We start from the raw sequence: 14,892 nt of genomic DNA, 5'->3' as shown, positions 1-14,892 counted from the left end.
ATCCACAGAACTTATCCAGCGAATAAGTAGATCTTTAATGAAACTAAGTAGATCGAAGACCTGATTGTTTTGCAGTGTATTAGCTCAAACTTAATCTGACATTCACTCATTTTTCAGACCCAAATTTGTCAGTTGAGTCTGACTGTCCGATGCGATAAATAAACTCTCAAGTTGCTTTTCTTTCGCCAAACCCTTGCTGCTTTCCCAAGTCTGCCAAGGCGTTTTTCCATAACAGTATCGTCATGAATGGGGGCGCTCACGGTTGTAAAAATAGAGCCATTGGCTGAGTTCTCGCTGGATTTCATCAGATTTACGGTAAATCTTACGGCGATACATGACATCGTAGCATTCCGTTTTCATTGTCTTGTGAAACCCTTCACAGATGCCGTTTGTCTGCGGGCTGTAAGCCTGGGGTCGTGTATGCTCGATATCTTCAATATTCAAATATAATTCAAACGCATGACTCTCTTTTTTGCCACAGAACGCCGTCCCGCGATCAGTCAATATCCGTAACAACGCTATCCCTTGCTCATCAAAGAACGGCAACACTTGCTCATTGAGCATTTCTGCGGCAATCAATGCATTCTTCTCGGTATAGACTTTGGCAACAGCAACACGGCTATAAGTATCAATAAAGGTTTGCTGATAAATTCTGCCAATCCCTTTGATATTGCCGACATAATAGGTGTCTTGTGCACCCAGATAGCCTGGGTGCTGTGTCTCTATTTCACCGTGAGCTTCTCGTTGGGATTTAGCTTGCTCCAGTGCCTGCAACTGAGCCTCGGTGAGAACACCGCCCTCCTGAGCCATCTTGGTTTCCAACGCAGTGAGCCGCTTTTTAAAGCATTCCAAATCATATCGTCACCAAACAGAACGAACCCCGCTGCCTTGTTCGTAAAGCGTTTTGAAACGATAGTAGCGGTCTCTGCTGTAGCCCATGATTTTACAGGCTTCCCGAACGTACGTTTAAGCTGCGCTTTCAGCCTGAGGATCTCCGTCCTGGCATCCAGTAAATCCTGAGCCTGATGCCCGCTGTTATCAGGTTTTACTGAACGCAGCCATTTATAAAGACTGTGTGCTGAAACACCAAGTCGTTCTGAAACGTCGGCAACGGAATAGCCCCGCTCAGTGATCTGGCGGACAGCTTCTTCCTTAAATTCAGGGGTAAATCGTTGTGCGCCCATAGACTCCTCCTTGTATCTTGAAAGTGGATTACTATGTTCTGGCATAGATTTGGCAAAGCCTGTGTAGTCCGATTCCTCCTGGGGTTATTCAAGCCCGCAGCATAGCGACTGACGCACAGGCTGAGTCGTTCATCTGAAGCCCGAACAGTTGTCTGAACTTCAAATCGTATTTGCAAGGAGGGGTATAGATGAGCGTGTCAAATCAACGTTGTGCAGACATTGATGTTTCGAAAAGCACTCTGGATATTGCAATCAGCAGTATTACCCAGCAATTTACTGTGCCAAATGAAGATGGTGGTATTAATCAGATACTCAAAGAGTTAAAGCGAAATGAAACTCAACTGATCCTGATGGAAGCCACCGGGGGACTTGAGTCTGGTGTGGCTGGCTATCTTCAGTCTGAAGGTTTCGATGTGGTTGTTATCAATCCCCGACAGGCGCGAGATTTTGCCCGCGCAATGGGCTATCTGGCTAAGACCGACCAAATAGATGCCAGAGTCCTGCTACAAATGGCAAAAGTTATTAACCAGCATCCTGAGCGGGAAAAATATATTCGCCCCTTACCTGATGTTCACAGACAGTTGCTGGCAGCAATGGTGGTCAGACGCCGACAATTAACGATCATGCTTACAGCTGAGCGGAACAGGTTGCATCCATCGCATTCTCAGAATCATGAAAGTATCAGATTTATAATTTCGGTATTGAAAAGTGAAATGGCTCGTGTAGAAGCTGAAATGTCAGCCTATATTTCGGAAAATTTCAGTGAATTATCTGCATTATTGAGCGCCGTTAAAGGTGTTGGTGCAGCGACTGTTGCCGTGCTGCTGGCTGAGGTTCCGGAACTTGGAACGTTATCACGACGTGAAATTAGTGCGCTTATTGGGGTTGCTCCAATAAACAGGGATTCCGGCACGATGCGCGGTCGCCGAACGGTATTCGGAGGGCGAGCCTCCGTCCGAACAGCTCTCTATATGTCAGCCCTGGTCGGGACGAGGCACAACCCAGTAATTAAAGAGTTCTATACACGCCTCGTTGCCGCTGGAAAACCCAAAAAGGTTGCACTGACCGCCTGCATCAGAAAACTACTGACCATCCTGAACGCAATGCTGAAAAATAATGAAGCATGGGATCCGTTGTATCACCAACATGCTTCGTAATCGGGCTTGAAGACAGTTGCTATGCTCAAAATATAGGCCAGATTTGTCTACGGGCTCGGGGGCTTTCCAACCCCTAATCATTGGATGTCCAACTTCGGGGGTCACTTCAAGTTGAGCGGTGTTTTTTTATTGTTTTTCGTTGAGACGCTTCAGCCAGTCTCCGCTGTTAATTCGCGGGTACCCATCCACACTGTGTTTATACAGGTAGATCCACGCACTCCCATAAGGCGTATGAATTAACTCACGCTTATAGTCCTTGGTGTTGCTTTTCAGTTCGTCAAGCTCTGCCAGAATCGATGAGTTAATACGATACACCTCGCAATGTATCATGCCCTCTCCTGGGATCGCTGCCGGGTAATGACCCAGATTATAAATCTGATAGCCTGCGAGTTCATGCTCGCCAAGCCATTGGGCGTTGGTCATCCAATGGCTATTCCCCTGTTTGCGCCGCAAGCTACCATAGACAATTATTCGCATCGCTAAAACTCAAACTGATAGAGCAAATCTAATGCCTGATCGAGACCAGAGACTGCTTCAAGATACAACTTAGGCATCAGGCGGTAACGCAACGTCAGCGTGGCCAGCGAGTCGAAAATGCCCACCCCATATTTTACCTGTAAGCCAGGGAGAACATAGCCACTTACCACAACCTGGGAGCTGTCGCCAACCCCTTGGGTATCAAGAGCCAAATCACTCACGCCAAACGCTTCACCAATTTTACCCACAAGTTGACCACTTTGCGCCACCCCCATACCAATTAACATTGAGGTCATGGCGTTGCCGTCGGCACCGGAACTGTGCAACCCCTGGCCGCGTAACAGGTAGGACAACGCTTCCTGTTGCGATTTGGCTGGGTCTGAGAATACTTCCAACTTAGGCGCATCCGCCGAGCCAGTGACACGCACCCCGGCAGTAACATCGTCTTCGGTAGACTCAGGGTTACGGATCGCCTCAATGTTAAGCATTGGCTGATCTGGCGGGCCGGAAAACATCAACTGGCCTTTACGGACAATCAGATCCTGCCCATAAGCATGGAAACGGCCTGAAGGGATATCAATCTGTCCATTAAGACCCAGCCCTTTCTTGTCTTGCACCACTTTCAAGTCGCCCTTCAGCCCGGCTTTCAGACCAAAAGCGTCCAGCCGCACATCGTCACCGATGTGGATCATCAGGTTGCTATTGATCGGGATCGAGGCGGTTTTCGGTTGGATCGGTTTCAATTGGTCATTGAGCATCACCTCATCAGAAGAAATGCCTACCGCGCTTTCCGGCAGTTCCTGCACCGTAATACGCGCCCAGGGGATATCCACCGAACCATTGAGCGAAAAGAGCTGCGGCGTGGCTTCAAATACCAGATCTGGCGAGACGTCAATGCGGATCATCGGCGGCACCGTTACCCTCAGCTTGTTGCCTTTGGCAGTAATGCGCGCGCGCCAAGCGTCGAGTTCACGCCAGTCGGCATCACCCGTCAGGTTAAGCTGCCCACGTGTGGTACTGATCAGCCCTTCCAGCGTCGAGGTCATGCCGTTGAAGTTCATTGCTAGGCGACCATCAATCATGTCAAATGGCATCCAATGCCCCTGAACATTCACCTTATCCAGCGTCAACCGACCAAACACCCGGGGTTTCTGTGCACTGCCACCCAGGCGCAGGTTGGCATTCAGCATGCCTGCTGCTTTTTCGCCCCGCATTAACGCTGGGTTAATCATTGCCAACGAGATATCTGTGATGTTGACGTTGCCGCTGATATTACGTCGTACCTGTGGGTCTGCCACTTGAATGTGGCCGTCAAACTGGCCGTTGTTGTTCAGTTTGATCAGCCAGTCAGCCTGCGCACGGCCATTGTTCAGCCCGGCATTAAGCGTCAATGTATCGAACGCGATCGGCAGCGCGTTACCCTGCACCTGCTGCACCACTTTGACACCGTTACCCACCAACGAAACCTTGGCTTCCGGCAACGCGCCGCCCGGTTTCCAACTGACGTTGGCTCGCCCGGTAAACACGCCACTCAGTGCAGTTTCCGCACCAAGGAACGACTTGAACATTGCCAGATCAAAGCGGTTAAGCACCAGGCTGGCCTCGCCGCTTTGGCCTGCTTCGAGGGTTTTCGGCACACACAGTTCAGCATTCGGGTTCTGCCAGCAGTGCGGGCCAATACTGATTTTCTGTGCGGTATTCAAGTAGTCCAGCGTAATGGCGCGGGTAAGGCGCCATTCGCCAACCGGGGTATCGAAACGGGTATTATTCAGGTTGCCATGCCAGCGCTGCTGCTGACGATCAAAGCCGCCTTGCAGTGCAAGTTGGCCGGAAACTGGCTTGCCGTCAACCTCTAGTTGCATCTGATGCTGCTTCTCACTGCCCTTGGCGTTGAGGGTCAGCAGTCTGACTTCCGACGTATCCTGTTTCAGTTGTTCAACACGAACCGCCAGTTGACCCTGTATCTGGTCAGTAGAGCGCACATCGCCATCGATCTTCACCCGATTGATGCGCAGTGCCTGCCACTGTAAGCCAAAGGCCGTTAGATCGGCCAGCAACTGCGGTGCCTGTAGGTTGCCACGCAGTTTGAGCAATCCCTTCACGGTGCCGCCTAACCCCGGCAACATGCCATCAAGGCGCGGCGCGTCGATATTGGCATCCAAGTTCCAGCTCTTCTCATCCAACTGGCCTGCGACATTCAGTTGGTTGCGCCCCAACATCAAACCGATGCCAGGGATTTTCCATTGCCCGGCGGCGTTGCCGCTCAACATGCCACGCGCCGTGACCTTATTATGTTTCACGTTGCCGTCCAGTTGCAACACCGGCACCTGTAGTTGCCAGTTGCCGCCGTGCAAACTGCCACGGGTAATGATCTTGCCATCCAGCTTCGCCGGCCATTCCGGCCACTGCTTGGCACTGTTAATGCCACTCAGCGTCAACTGCGCATTCCAACTGATGGCGTTGCTCCAATCCACCAACGCGGTGAGATCGGTATTGCCCTGTAGCGCCGCCAATCGCAAGCGCTCCAGCTTGAACTGTTCGATGTTGCCTTTGCCATCTAGCATCAACGCCGCCGGTGGCAAATCATGGCCGCTGATATTGGCGTGGGTAGACAATGCGTAGTCGGCCGCCTTGCCGTTAAAACGCAGGCGGAAATCGTTGACCTGATATTGCGATTCGCCGTTCAGCGGCCATTTCAGTTGCTTGCTCTGTAACGTCATCGCCAAGGGCAAACCCACCTCGGCCAAACGAGCCTGCACGTCAAGCTGCGCACCCACCGGCCCGGACAGGTTGAGCGCCACCTTCAGTACTTCACGCAATCCGCCACCGAGGTTTAGCGTGATCTTCTCGCCCTTTAGCGGCGAGATGTTCAGCGTGCTGTTAGCCACCATATTTATCGGCAAATCACCGGTCAGCGTCGCCTGCCCTTGTACAGACAGCGTGCCCTGCGGCAACTCAACGTCGAAATTATCCAACTGGATGTGCTGATCCTTGGTGCTGGCCTGGAGCAATAGGTGGGTGATCAGCACATTGGTATCACCAACAAACCGCAGGTGTTCACCGTTGATTTCCTTAACGGTGATATCCAGCGGCAAACGAATTTCCGGCAAATCCGGCAGCAACGGTTTGGCGAATAACGCTTTCAGCGTTTCTCCTAGCGGCACTTCTGCCGACTGCGGTGCCGATTTCGCTGTCTTATCGACCTGCTCACCAACCTTTTTCGTCACTTCCCCCCCTGACAGTACCGCTTGCGGCCGCGGGTTGTGCGAGGTTTTCGGCAACGCGATCAGCAGCGAGTTGATTTTGGTCGGCATCAGCGTCAACGCGTGTGCTTGCCATTGCGCCCCAGTGCGCAACTCGGCCAGCGAAATCGCCGTATCATCGACGCTGACTTTGACGTTATCCAGCGCCAGCATACGCAGGACAATCGGGTATGGCGTACTGAGATGAGTGGCGGGTGCCCTGGTTTCTTTGGCCGGTGTGGACGGCACCCTCTCTTTGGTGTTAAGCGCCACATCCACATCCTGCGCAGTTAAAGCATTGACGCACAGCGAGCTGTGTTTAAAACAGGACAGATCGAGCGATAGATGGAACTGCCCAACAGCCACCGCCATGCCTGGCATCTGGTACTTCACGCCTTTCAGTGTCAGATCACGCCAGCCGCCGCTGACGCTGGCGATGTCCAACCCTGGTACCCAGCGCGCCGCGCCGTTGAGCGCCATATGTAGTCCGTTGGTGGTGCCGAGCAAGAAGGCCCCCCCCCCTATCAGCAACAACAGAACGCCCATGGCTCCGAGACAAATCTTTTTCACCAGGCTCATAGCTCAGGCCCCAAACCGATGTAGAACTGCACCCCATGGGTCTCTTTGTCTCCCACAGGCGCGGCAATATCCAGCTTCACCGGCCCCACCGGCGACTGCCAGCGCACGCCTATGCCCGCGCCGGTTTTGACATTGCTCTGTTTGATGTCGTCCACCGCTTCGCCGGAATCAACAAACACCGCACCCCACCACTTGCCGGTCACGTTATATTGATATTCCAGCGAACCGGTCAGCATTTTGGAAGCACCGATCAACTTGCCCTCGTTGTCACGCGGTGAAATGCCTTTGTACTTATAGCCGCGAATACTGCGATCGCCCCCGGCGAAGAAACGCAGATCCGGCGGCACTTTGTTGAAGTCATTGGTTTCGATCCACCCCACCTGCCCACGTACCACGAAGCGGTGTTTGTCGACCAGAGTGCGGATCCAAACGTTCTGCGCCTGCATTAGCGCAAAGTCCACGCCGGAACCCCAAGTGGTATTGGACACATCAATGGAATAGCGCTGGCTGTCACCCCAGGTTGGCATCAAACCGCCACGCGAGCGGGTGCGGTTAACGCTGACACCGGGGTACAGCAGCATGGTGGTGTTGGTGACAGTACCCTGGGTAAAGTGATCCAGACGCCAGGTCAAGTTCACCGCCCGCTGCCAGCCGCTGGAAAGATCCCAGTTACGCGACACCACCACTTTGGAAGTAACGGACTTGGTATCGTTGAGATCGACGTTCTTGAAGCCACCCTGCAACAGGTAGTATTGCTCAAGCGGGTTCTTCAGCAGTGGGATCTTATAGGTCAAATCTAGCTGCTGCTCCGGTGCCGAAACGCTAGCACTGCTTTCTAGACTATGGCCGCGATCATTGAGCCAAGGCTTTTTCCAGGAACCTTTCACGCGCGGACCAACATCGGTGGAATAACCGACCCCAGTCTCGATAGTATTGCGGGTGCGCGGCGTGACCCATGCATCTAGCGGCAACACCCTATTTTCTTTTGAATTTTTGAAGTCAGGAGACACCACCACCGAATTAAACCAGTTGGTGGCGGACAAACGCCGATTCAGCTCGGCCAAGTCTTCCGAACTGTAATAATCTCCCTGATGAAAGGGCACTAAATTTTGCAGATAGTCTTCTCGGATTTGCGAACCTTCAAACTTTACCTCGCCAAAACGGTAACGCGATCCGCTGTTAAAATCGATATCCCAAAAGGCTCTATGCAAATCTTCAGCCACGCCGAGCTGGCTCTCGAGCATGTCGGCATCAAAGTAACCCTTACGCAGCGCCAGGCTGGTCAAAGAATTTTTAAAGCTGTCGTACTTGCCGTGGTTGAGGATCTCGCCAAGGGTCGGACGGCCTTGCTTGACCAGCGTCAGGTAATCCTCATCGGTGAGAGCGCCGCCCTTCAGCATGATATTGTCACCGGCAATGCGCACCGGCTCACCTGGGTTCACCTTAGCATGTAACACCTGGCGCGATAGACCTGGCCGATCGTCCAGCGTAAAATCGATGGTTGGCTGGTAATAACCTAATGCCCTCAACCCCTGACGTACCGCTTCGTCCACGCGCGCCCGGAAGTGACCATCGTTACCGACCTCTTCAGGCGTGATAGAAGACAGCCGCACCCGGACGTTTTTCTCCAGCTCACCACTCAGACCTTCCACCTTGAGCCGCACATTCGCCGCATAGGTCGAAGTTGCCACAAAAAACAAATAAAACAAGCACATGAACGGATATCGTAGCACGCATTCCCCTTGTTCATTTTACCTTTCTATTGGTATTCGCTCTGCGCTATCAGGCAGGCAGCCCATATAGCCCTATTCCAGGCGCTGCTATGAAGGTTTGGCTGTCACTGTTCACCTGGCGCATTCTTCACTTTTGGCATACAAAATACTGCGTTAAGCTTATACATAAACCCAACCAATCGCTTATTGTGAGCAAAGACGCGGTTGGATACAACTCTAGGGCCAATTCTTACCGTGATAACAGGAGTCCATCATTGTGGTGCCATTTTTTAATAAACCACTCACCGCCGATGGGGGGAACGTGCTACCAGGCCGCACCACCCCCATGCCGGTGACTACATTAAACGTGGTCACCGGACATTCGATGACCCAGGTGCCAAGCGGCATGGAAGTGGCGATCTTCGCCATGGGCTGTTTCTGGGGCGTGGAGCGTCTGTTCTGGCAGCAACCGGGCGTTTACAGCACTGCCGCTGGCTACAGCGGCGGTTATACGCCGAACCCAACCTACAGTGAGGTGTGCAGCGGCCAAACCGGCCATGCCGAAGTAGTGCGCGTCGTGTTCGATCCCAAAATCATCAGCTACAAACAATTGCTACAGATGTTTTGGGAAAACCACGATCCGAGGCAGGGTATGCGTCAAGGCGGCGACATTGGCACGCAGTACCGCTCAGCGATTTTCACGCTGAACCAGGAACAACACACCGAGGCCGAGCGCAGCCAGCAACGCTTCCAGCAGGCGATGGAGGCAGCAGGCGACAAGCGCATCATTACCACTGATGTGGTGCCAGCGTTGCCGTTCTACTATGCCGAGGATGAGCACCAACAATACCTGTACAAAAATCCACAAGGTTATTGCGGACTTGGCGGTATCGGCATATGCCTGCCACCACAGGGCTAACCACTGGCCGGTTGTAATTTTTTTAACCACTGGCGACCCCTGTGGCGCAACTGCTATACTATGCGAGTCGCACCTGTGGCCTGGTAGCTTCCTTTCTGGTTGTTATCACTAATTTTTTACAATGCACACCCCTTCCCTAAAAGCGCTGTAGGCAACTATGGATAGATTATGTTAAACAGTATTTTACTGATCCTTTTACTGATCGCGGTGAGTGCATTTTTCTCACTGTCTGAAATATCTCTGGCTGCATCACGCAAAATCAAACTAAAATTGATGGCTGACGAAGGTAACATCAATGCCAGCAAAGTGCTCAAACTGCAAGAAACCCCAGGCCTCTTCTTCACTGTGGTACAAATCGGCCTGAATGCCGTGGCCATTCTCGGCGGTATTATCGGCGATGCAGCCTTTTCCCCTTACTTTAAACTGATATTCGATCGCTTTCTGTCGCCAGAACTGGCGGAACAAGTCAGCTTTATCTGCTCCTTCGTGCTGGTGACCAGCCTGTTTATTTTGTTAGCAGATTTGACCCCGAAGCGCATCGGTATGATTGCGCCAGAGAGGGTCGCCGTCCGGATCATCAATCCGATGCGTTTCTCGATCATGATTTTTCGGCCACTGGTTTGGTTCTTCAACGGCATGGCCAATCTGATCTTCCGCTTGTTCAAACTGCCTATGGTGCGCAAGGATGACATCACCTCTGACGATATCTATGCGGTGGTGGAAGCTGGCGCATTGGCGGGCGTGCTGCGTAAGCAGGAACATGAACTGATTGAAAACGTCTTTGAGCTGGAATCGCGTACGGTACCTTCTTCAATGACTTCGCGAGAAAGCGTGGTGTACTTCGACTTGCACGAGAGTGAAACGAGCATTATCGAGAAGGTATCGACTCATCCACACTCCAAGTTCCTGGTGTGCGATGGCCATATCGATAAAGTGATCGGCTATGTCGATTCCAAAGATCTGCTGAACCGTGTGCTGGGCAATCAAAGCCTGGTACTGAGCAGCGGTATGCAGATCCGTTCGGCGCTAATCGTGCCAGATACGCTGACGTTGTCAGAAGCATTGGAAAGCTTTAAAACTGCTGACGAAGACTTTGCCGTGATCCTCAATGAATATGCGTTGGTCGTCGGCATTATCACGCTCAGCGATGTAATGACCACGCTGATGGGCGATCTGGTTGGTCAGGGCCAGGAAGAGCAGATCGTAGCGCGCGATGAAAATTCATGGTTGATCGAGGGTGGCACACCGATCGAAGACGTAATGCGTGTGCTGGATATCGATGAGTTTCCACAAGCAGGCAACTACGAGACCATGGGCGGCTTTATGATGTACATGTTGCGCAAGATCCCTAAGCGCACCGACTTCGTCAAATACGCTGGCTACAAGTTTGAAGTGGTGGATATCGTCAGCTACAAGATTGATCAGTTGTTGGTCACACCGCTAAGTGACAAACCGATAGTAACGCTGCCAAAGGTGCCTGATGAAGCCCCGCTGGCTTAGCGGCTTCTACCGCAGAAACATCAGCGGCCCTAAAGCAGGGCCGCAATTTTTTACCCAGGTTCAGTTCCCGATCACCCCATTTCGGATTGCAGCAGTAATACCTGGCGATTGACCTCTGACATCACGCTGAAGTGACGCTTATCGTGGATTTTCGGCATCAGGATTTTCCCTTTGTCGAATTCAAATGCGCCTATATCCTTAATATACAGCCGACCACGAAATAGAGTCTTAACATATTTCGCCACTTTCAAAGGGTTATAATACTGGAAGATTTTCATTCTTTTACGCCCCTCCCGTTCGATCCATACGTTCAGCGAGCCGCCAAGATGGCAACCTCGGTATTCAGAACGCAACGTGAGCATTATAGACCCAGTAAAATTCGAATCGTTCACTTCCGCTCAGATATCCACACTGGGACTACACTTTTTAATAGAATTTTATATTGTTATTTGTAGCATTAACGATATACCTATTTAAAAAGATTGATGATTAGCAAACCGAGGAGAAACGGCGATCTGCGTTTAATATGGCAGCGCGCTGACCAAAATCTATGTTTAGGCCGTTAACTGTTGCCCCATTACGTTGCTCGCCCCCTTTTGGCCTACGAGCACAATTTTCAGCTCTCGCAGTCTTTAACTGCCAACCGATACAAACAATCAGATAGAGTTAAATTATATTAATGATATTTTTAACCATAAAAACTGCCGTAATGCACACTTAAGTGGGGGATCTTGAGAAATAACCTATTCCTCTCGCCACGTACTCCTCAAAGCAATAAATGCCCCTATCGCCATAATACATTAGAAAAATTAAACTAACACATTATTGTTCTCAAACATTGATCCACATCAATACTAACGATGTTCTGATGGGAGCCGCATAGGAAACCGCAGGAAAAGGCATTCCCATGGTCGCGGTTTCTCTTCGCCAGCAACGCTTGGGATCTCAGTCGAAAGGCTATGGCTGTAGTGATGTGATGGACTCCCCTGCCTAACGTAGCCGGTGCCATACTTTTACTGACTGCATTAATCTGGGAGTAACATTGTAAGCACACCCGTTTTAGTGCCAAATACTTTTTGAGACTTCCGGTTTTTCGGCCATCAGTCGGTACTCTTCCAACGTCAGGTTATTCAGGGATTCATGAGGTCGTTCGCTGTTATATTCCATTAGCCAGCGTTCTGTGATTTCTCGTGCTTCATTCAGCGTCCTGAACAGATAAAAATCAAGTATTTCATTTCGGTATGTCCGGTTAAAACATTCAATAAAGGCATTTTGCGTGGGTTTTCCCGGTTTAATAAATTCCAGCAACACACCGTGCTCTTCGGTCCATTGCGCAAGAGCCAGCAATACCCGTTCTGGCCCGTTATCCATCCGCATTTTCAAAGGATATCCACGATTTGCCACTATCCTGCCCAGCACCCTGACAACCCGTTGGGCTGGGATATTCAGGTCAATTTCAATCGCCAGTGCTTCACGATTAAAGTCATCTACCACGTTGAACGTTCGAAAACGTCGGCCACAGACCAGTGCATCATGCATAAAGTCAAGCGACCAGCTTTGATTAAGTGCCTCCAGTGTGGTCAGTGGGGCCGGGTTACGTACCGGCAGACGCTACTTTCCCTTACGACGAAAATTCAGTTTTAGCAGACAATAAATTCGGTGTACTCACTTATGATTCCAGACGTTTCCCTGCCTGCGAATGACCTGAAAAAGCTTCTTGAAGCCGTATCGCGGATAGCGTTCCGCCGCATCCGTCAGCGCCTGAATCACGGGTTCGTCACGCCGGGTATCGGGCTGATAGAAAAATACTGTCCTCGACTTATGTAATGATGGTGGTCAATCTGCGATCGCCGCTGGCGATGAAGTTGTCAGTGTCTCTGAAATTAAGGCCCTGGAGAAAAAGGTAAAACAGCGTGAGCAGATGCTGGGCCGCAAAACCATGGAAGCCGAAATCCTTCGCGATGCGCTGGAGATAGCGCAGTCAAAAAAGTTGATATCGCGTATGCCATTGCTGCCCCCGGACGATATCCGCTCATCCGAATAACGCAGGTACTGAAGGTGTCACGGTCTAACCTTTATGAACGCCTGAGTGGGCTGCGACAGCCACGCACTGTGCGTTACAGTAAAGAAGCCGAGGAGGCGTTGCTGTCATTCATCCGTCAGATATGCAGCCGACGTGCAACCAACGGCTATCGGAGGGTGACTGCACATCTGAACCGGGAGTTGAAGGAGGCACGTCGCCGGGTAAATCCCAAACGGCTATACCGGATCATGAAACTCAATAAGCTGCGACTGGCAAAGTCGGGGTATGAGAAAAAACACCGAAACCATACAGGCAACGTGATCACGCTGAAACCGGATACCCGGTGGTGGTCTGACGGCTTTGAAATCCGCTGGTGGAACCGTGAAGTGGTACGGGTGGTGTTCAGTCTGGACTGCTGCGATCGCGAAGCCATCAGTTGGAGTGCCACCACCGGGGGTATCAGCAGCGAAATAGTGCAGGATCTGCTGACAGAAAATCTGGAAAAACGGTTCGGAAACACGCTGAAGGTTCCCCATCCGATAGAATGGCTGACGGATAACGGCAGCTACTACATAGCTGATGCTACGCGTACGTTCGCCAGGTCACTGGGGTTCATCGTATGCACAACACCGGTGCGCAGCCCGGAAAGTAGCGGCATGGCAGAATCGTTCGTGAAGACATTCAAGCGGGATTATGTCTACGTAAATGATCTGCCGGATGCGGCATCAATGCTGGAAAAGCTGGCTGAGTGGATGGCAGATTATAACAACTGGCATCCGCATAAGGGGCTGAAAATGAGATCCCCACGCGAATACCGTGAAGCCGTATTAGCGGTTTTAGCAGGGGCAACTCCAGCTTGTCAGTACGCGTCCAGCCGATGCGCAGCGCGATCCACTTAATCAGATTATGGATATTACCATGCCAACGCAACTGGTCAGCAGCGTCGGTGAGGGATTTCGCTATCTGCTGCTGGAGTCGGGCTATTCACTGTGCTCCGCCACTTCTTCAGCATTTTCGGCGCTTCTCAGTCGGCCATTACCCGCCGTACAGCGTGACATTGGCCCGCTAAAGCTCAGCGAGGCGTTACAGGTTTTGGCCGGTCTCACCTGGCGACTGAAAGTCGATGAAGTCAACGGCGAGGTCTATTTTGAACTTCGCGATCAGTATCGCAGCTTCTCTGCTCCTGCACGGGTCATCACATCACCGGCACCGCGCGGCGTACCCGTAACTCGCACTTCTGGAACCCCTGCCAGTCTGCCGGTTCCGCCCATCGCTGCTGTCGTGGCGTCATCTACTGCACCGCGTAATCCCTTTGCGGCGCTCACGGTGGATAAGCCTCAAGTGTCACAGAGCGCGTCTGGCACAGCGGCAGCAAACACCAAGTCGACATCCGTACTTGCGCCAGCAGTTGGCATCCCTGAGAAAACAGCCCCCGCCTCTATGGTTCGCTCTTCCGCTGCACTGTTGACGACAGTGAACCCTTCCTCATCTCGCCCGGTTCGCCCTGTTACCACGCTGCCACCGGCTCTGCCTGTTGACAGTCATGTCTCTCCGACAGGGGCACCGGTAACCGTGTTTCCTGTTGGTCAGACTTGACGCGCAGAACCGGACTCCACACTGAAAGAAACCCTGACCAGGTAGGCATCAAAGACCAACTGCAGCAATGGGGGGGAACTGGGTTGTCATCTGGCCTGTGACGCTCGATTACCGCATCGATGCACCACTGGTTTTTCACGGCAACTTTGAGTTGGTGCTGACAAAACGCTATCAACCATGAAAAGGCCTTCATTTCTCTTTTTAACCAGACGGCCAGTTATCATCACCAGCATCAGGTCTTTGAGGATTTCATCAGTTGCAGCGTTATCGCGTTACAAAACGGTCTACATTTCTGCGACAAACGTGAATTGTGGGTGGTTGCAAGTCTAGTTATATGCATACTTCTTTGTAATTGTTTGATTTTTATTTCATTACTTTTGGGTGTTGATGCGGTGGTGAGTATTTTCTTCTAGGTTAGAATTGAATGTTTTGAAACACTGTCTATTATCAGTAAGTGATGTTTGTGCAGGTTGACGTATGTCAATGGAGTTTTTCCTGAAGTT

7 protein-coding genes and 6 pseudogenes are annotated in these 14,892 nt (G+C 51.4%); 6 read left to right on the top strand and 7 right to left on the bottom strand.

What is annotated here, in order from left to right; all coding sequences use genetic code 11:
• Positions 1 to 102 precede the first annotated feature (102 nt).
• Both SYMBAF_RS16320 and SYMBAF_RS16315 read right to left on the bottom strand, forming a co-directional pair.
• Positions 103 to 960, bottom strand: a pseudogene (locus tag SYMBAF_RS16320) (integrase core domain-containing protein); the annotation flags it as partial.
• Positions 960 to 1,184 (bottom strand): annotated as a pseudogene (locus SYMBAF_RS16315) (transposase); the annotation flags it as partial. The pseudogenes SYMBAF_RS16315 and SYMBAF_RS16320, both read right to left, overlap by 1 nt.
• Before the next feature lie 188 nt (positions 1,185 to 1,372).
• Between SYMBAF_RS16315 and SYMBAF_RS16310 the strand changes: the two are divergent.
• Positions 1,373 to 2,341 carry an IS110 family RNA-guided transposase gene (locus tag SYMBAF_RS16310; RefSeq protein WP_040264112.1) on the top strand — a complete coding sequence of 323 codons (969 nt, stop codon included), beginning with the start codon at positions 1,373 to 1,375 and terminating at the stop codon, positions 2,339 to 2,341.
• Between the two features lie 126 nt (positions 2,342 to 2,467).
• Here SYMBAF_RS16310 and SYMBAF_RS16305 read toward each other — a convergent pair whose 3' ends face one another.
• The 3 genes from SYMBAF_RS16305 to tamA are packed head-to-tail and all read right to left on the bottom strand — an operon-like array spanning position 2,468 to position 8,354.
• On the bottom strand, positions 2,468 to 2,818 hold the full coding sequence (locus SYMBAF_RS16305) for a gamma-glutamylcyclotransferase family protein (protein ID WP_040264111.1): 351 nt from the start codon (positions 2,816 to 2,818) through the stop codon (positions 2,468 to 2,470).
• A 2-nt stretch (positions 2,819 to 2,820) separates the two neighbouring features.
• Complete coding sequence (gene tamB / locus SYMBAF_RS16300; RefSeq protein WP_040264109.1) at positions 2,821 to 6,639, bottom strand: autotransporter assembly complex protein TamB; 3,819 nt, start codon at positions 6,637 to 6,639, stop codon at positions 2,821 to 2,823.
• The gene (gene tamA, locus SYMBAF_RS16295; protein WP_040264107.1) at positions 6,636 to 8,354 is read right to left on the bottom strand and encodes an autotransporter assembly complex protein TamA; all 1,719 of its coding nucleotides are present in this window, start codon (positions 8,352 to 8,354) and stop codon (positions 6,636 to 6,638) included. The genes tamB and tamA overlap by 4 nt, the downstream gene beginning before the upstream one ends.
• Positions 8,355 to 8,628: 274 nt before the next feature.
• Between tamA and msrA the strand changes: the two genes are divergently transcribed.
• Positions 8,629 to 9,270 (top strand): peptide-methionine (S)-S-oxide reductase MsrA, encoded by a 642-nt coding sequence (gene msrA / locus SYMBAF_RS16290; RefSeq protein ID WP_040264105.1) that lies wholly within the window; start codon positions 8,629 to 8,631, stop codon positions 9,268 to 9,270.
• Positions 9,271 to 9,438: 168 nt separating this feature from the next.
• The gene (gene paeA / locus SYMBAF_RS16285) at positions 9,439 to 10,770 is read left to right on the top strand and encodes a polyamine export protein PaeA (RefSeq protein ID WP_040264103.1); all 1,332 of its coding nucleotides are present in this window, start codon (positions 9,439 to 9,441) and stop codon (positions 10,768 to 10,770) included.
• Positions 10,771 to 10,841: 71 nt separating this feature from the next.
• Here paeA and SYMBAF_RS16280 read toward each other — a convergent pair whose 3' ends face one another.
• Together SYMBAF_RS16280 and SYMBAF_RS16275 are read right to left on the bottom strand one after the other, a co-directional pair.
• Complete coding sequence (locus SYMBAF_RS16280) at positions 10,842 to 11,048, bottom strand: DUF1107 domain-containing protein (RefSeq protein WP_040264101.1); 207 nt, start codon at positions 11,046 to 11,048, stop codon at positions 10,842 to 10,844.
• A gap of 781 nt (positions 11,049 to 11,829) precedes the next feature.
• Positions 11,830 to 12,600 (bottom strand): annotated as a pseudogene (locus SYMBAF_RS16275) (IS3 family transposase); the annotation flags it as partial.
• On the opposite strand from SYMBAF_RS16275, the pseudogene SYMBAF_RS16270 reads away from it, so the two are divergent.
• The 3 pseudogenes from SYMBAF_RS16270 to SYMBAF_RS17990 form a co-directional block, all read left to right on the top strand.
• Positions 12,590 to 13,611, top strand: a pseudogene (locus SYMBAF_RS16270) (IS3 family transposase); the annotation flags it as partial. The pseudogenes SYMBAF_RS16275 and SYMBAF_RS16270 sit on opposite strands and share 11 nt — an antisense overlap.
• A 37-nt stretch (positions 13,612 to 13,648) precedes the next feature.
• Positions 13,649 to 14,555, top strand: a pseudogene (pilL2, locus tag SYMBAF_RS16265) (PFGI-1 class ICE element type IV pilus protein PilL2); the annotation flags it as partial.
• A 4-nt stretch (positions 14,556 to 14,559) separates the two neighbouring features.
• A pseudogene (locus SYMBAF_RS17990) lies at positions 14,560 to 14,697 on the top strand (SAM-dependent DNA methyltransferase); the annotation flags it as partial.
• Between the last annotated feature and the right edge of the window lie 195 nt (positions 14,698 to 14,892).

The sequence above is a fragment of the Serratia symbiotica genome (genome assembly GCF_000821185.2).
GTDB classification, from domain to species: Bacteria; Pseudomonadota; Gammaproteobacteria; order Enterobacterales; family Enterobacteriaceae; genus Serratia; species Serratia symbiotica.
This window is presented reverse-complemented; position numbering and strand designations above follow the sequence as displayed.

What these genes read in the sequence shown, in the direction of transcription:
- SYMBAF_RS16280 (WP_040264101.1), bottom strand. Translation starts at nt 11,048, where the DNA reads ATGAAAATCTTCCAGTATTATAACCCTTTGAAAGTGGCGAAATATGTT.
- SYMBAF_RS16310 (WP_040264112.1), top strand. Translation starts at nt 1,373, where the DNA reads ATGAGCGTGTCAAATCAACGTTGTGCAGACATTGATGTTTCGAAAAGC.
- tamA (WP_040264107.1), bottom strand. Translation starts at nt 8,354, where the DNA reads ATGTGCTTGTTTTATTTGTTTTTTGTGGCAACTTCGACCTATGCGGCG.
- SYMBAF_RS16305 (WP_040264111.1), bottom strand. Translation starts at nt 2,818, where the DNA reads ATGCGAATAATTGTCTATGGTAGCTTGCGGCGCAAACAGGGGAATAGC.
- paeA (WP_040264103.1), top strand. Translation starts at nt 9,439, where the DNA reads ATGTTAAACAGTATTTTACTGATCCTTTTACTGATCGCGGTGAGTGCA.
- tamB (WP_040264109.1), bottom strand. Translation starts at nt 6,639, where the DNA reads ATGAGCCTGGTGAAAAAGATTTGTCTCGGAGCCATGGGCGTTCTGTTG.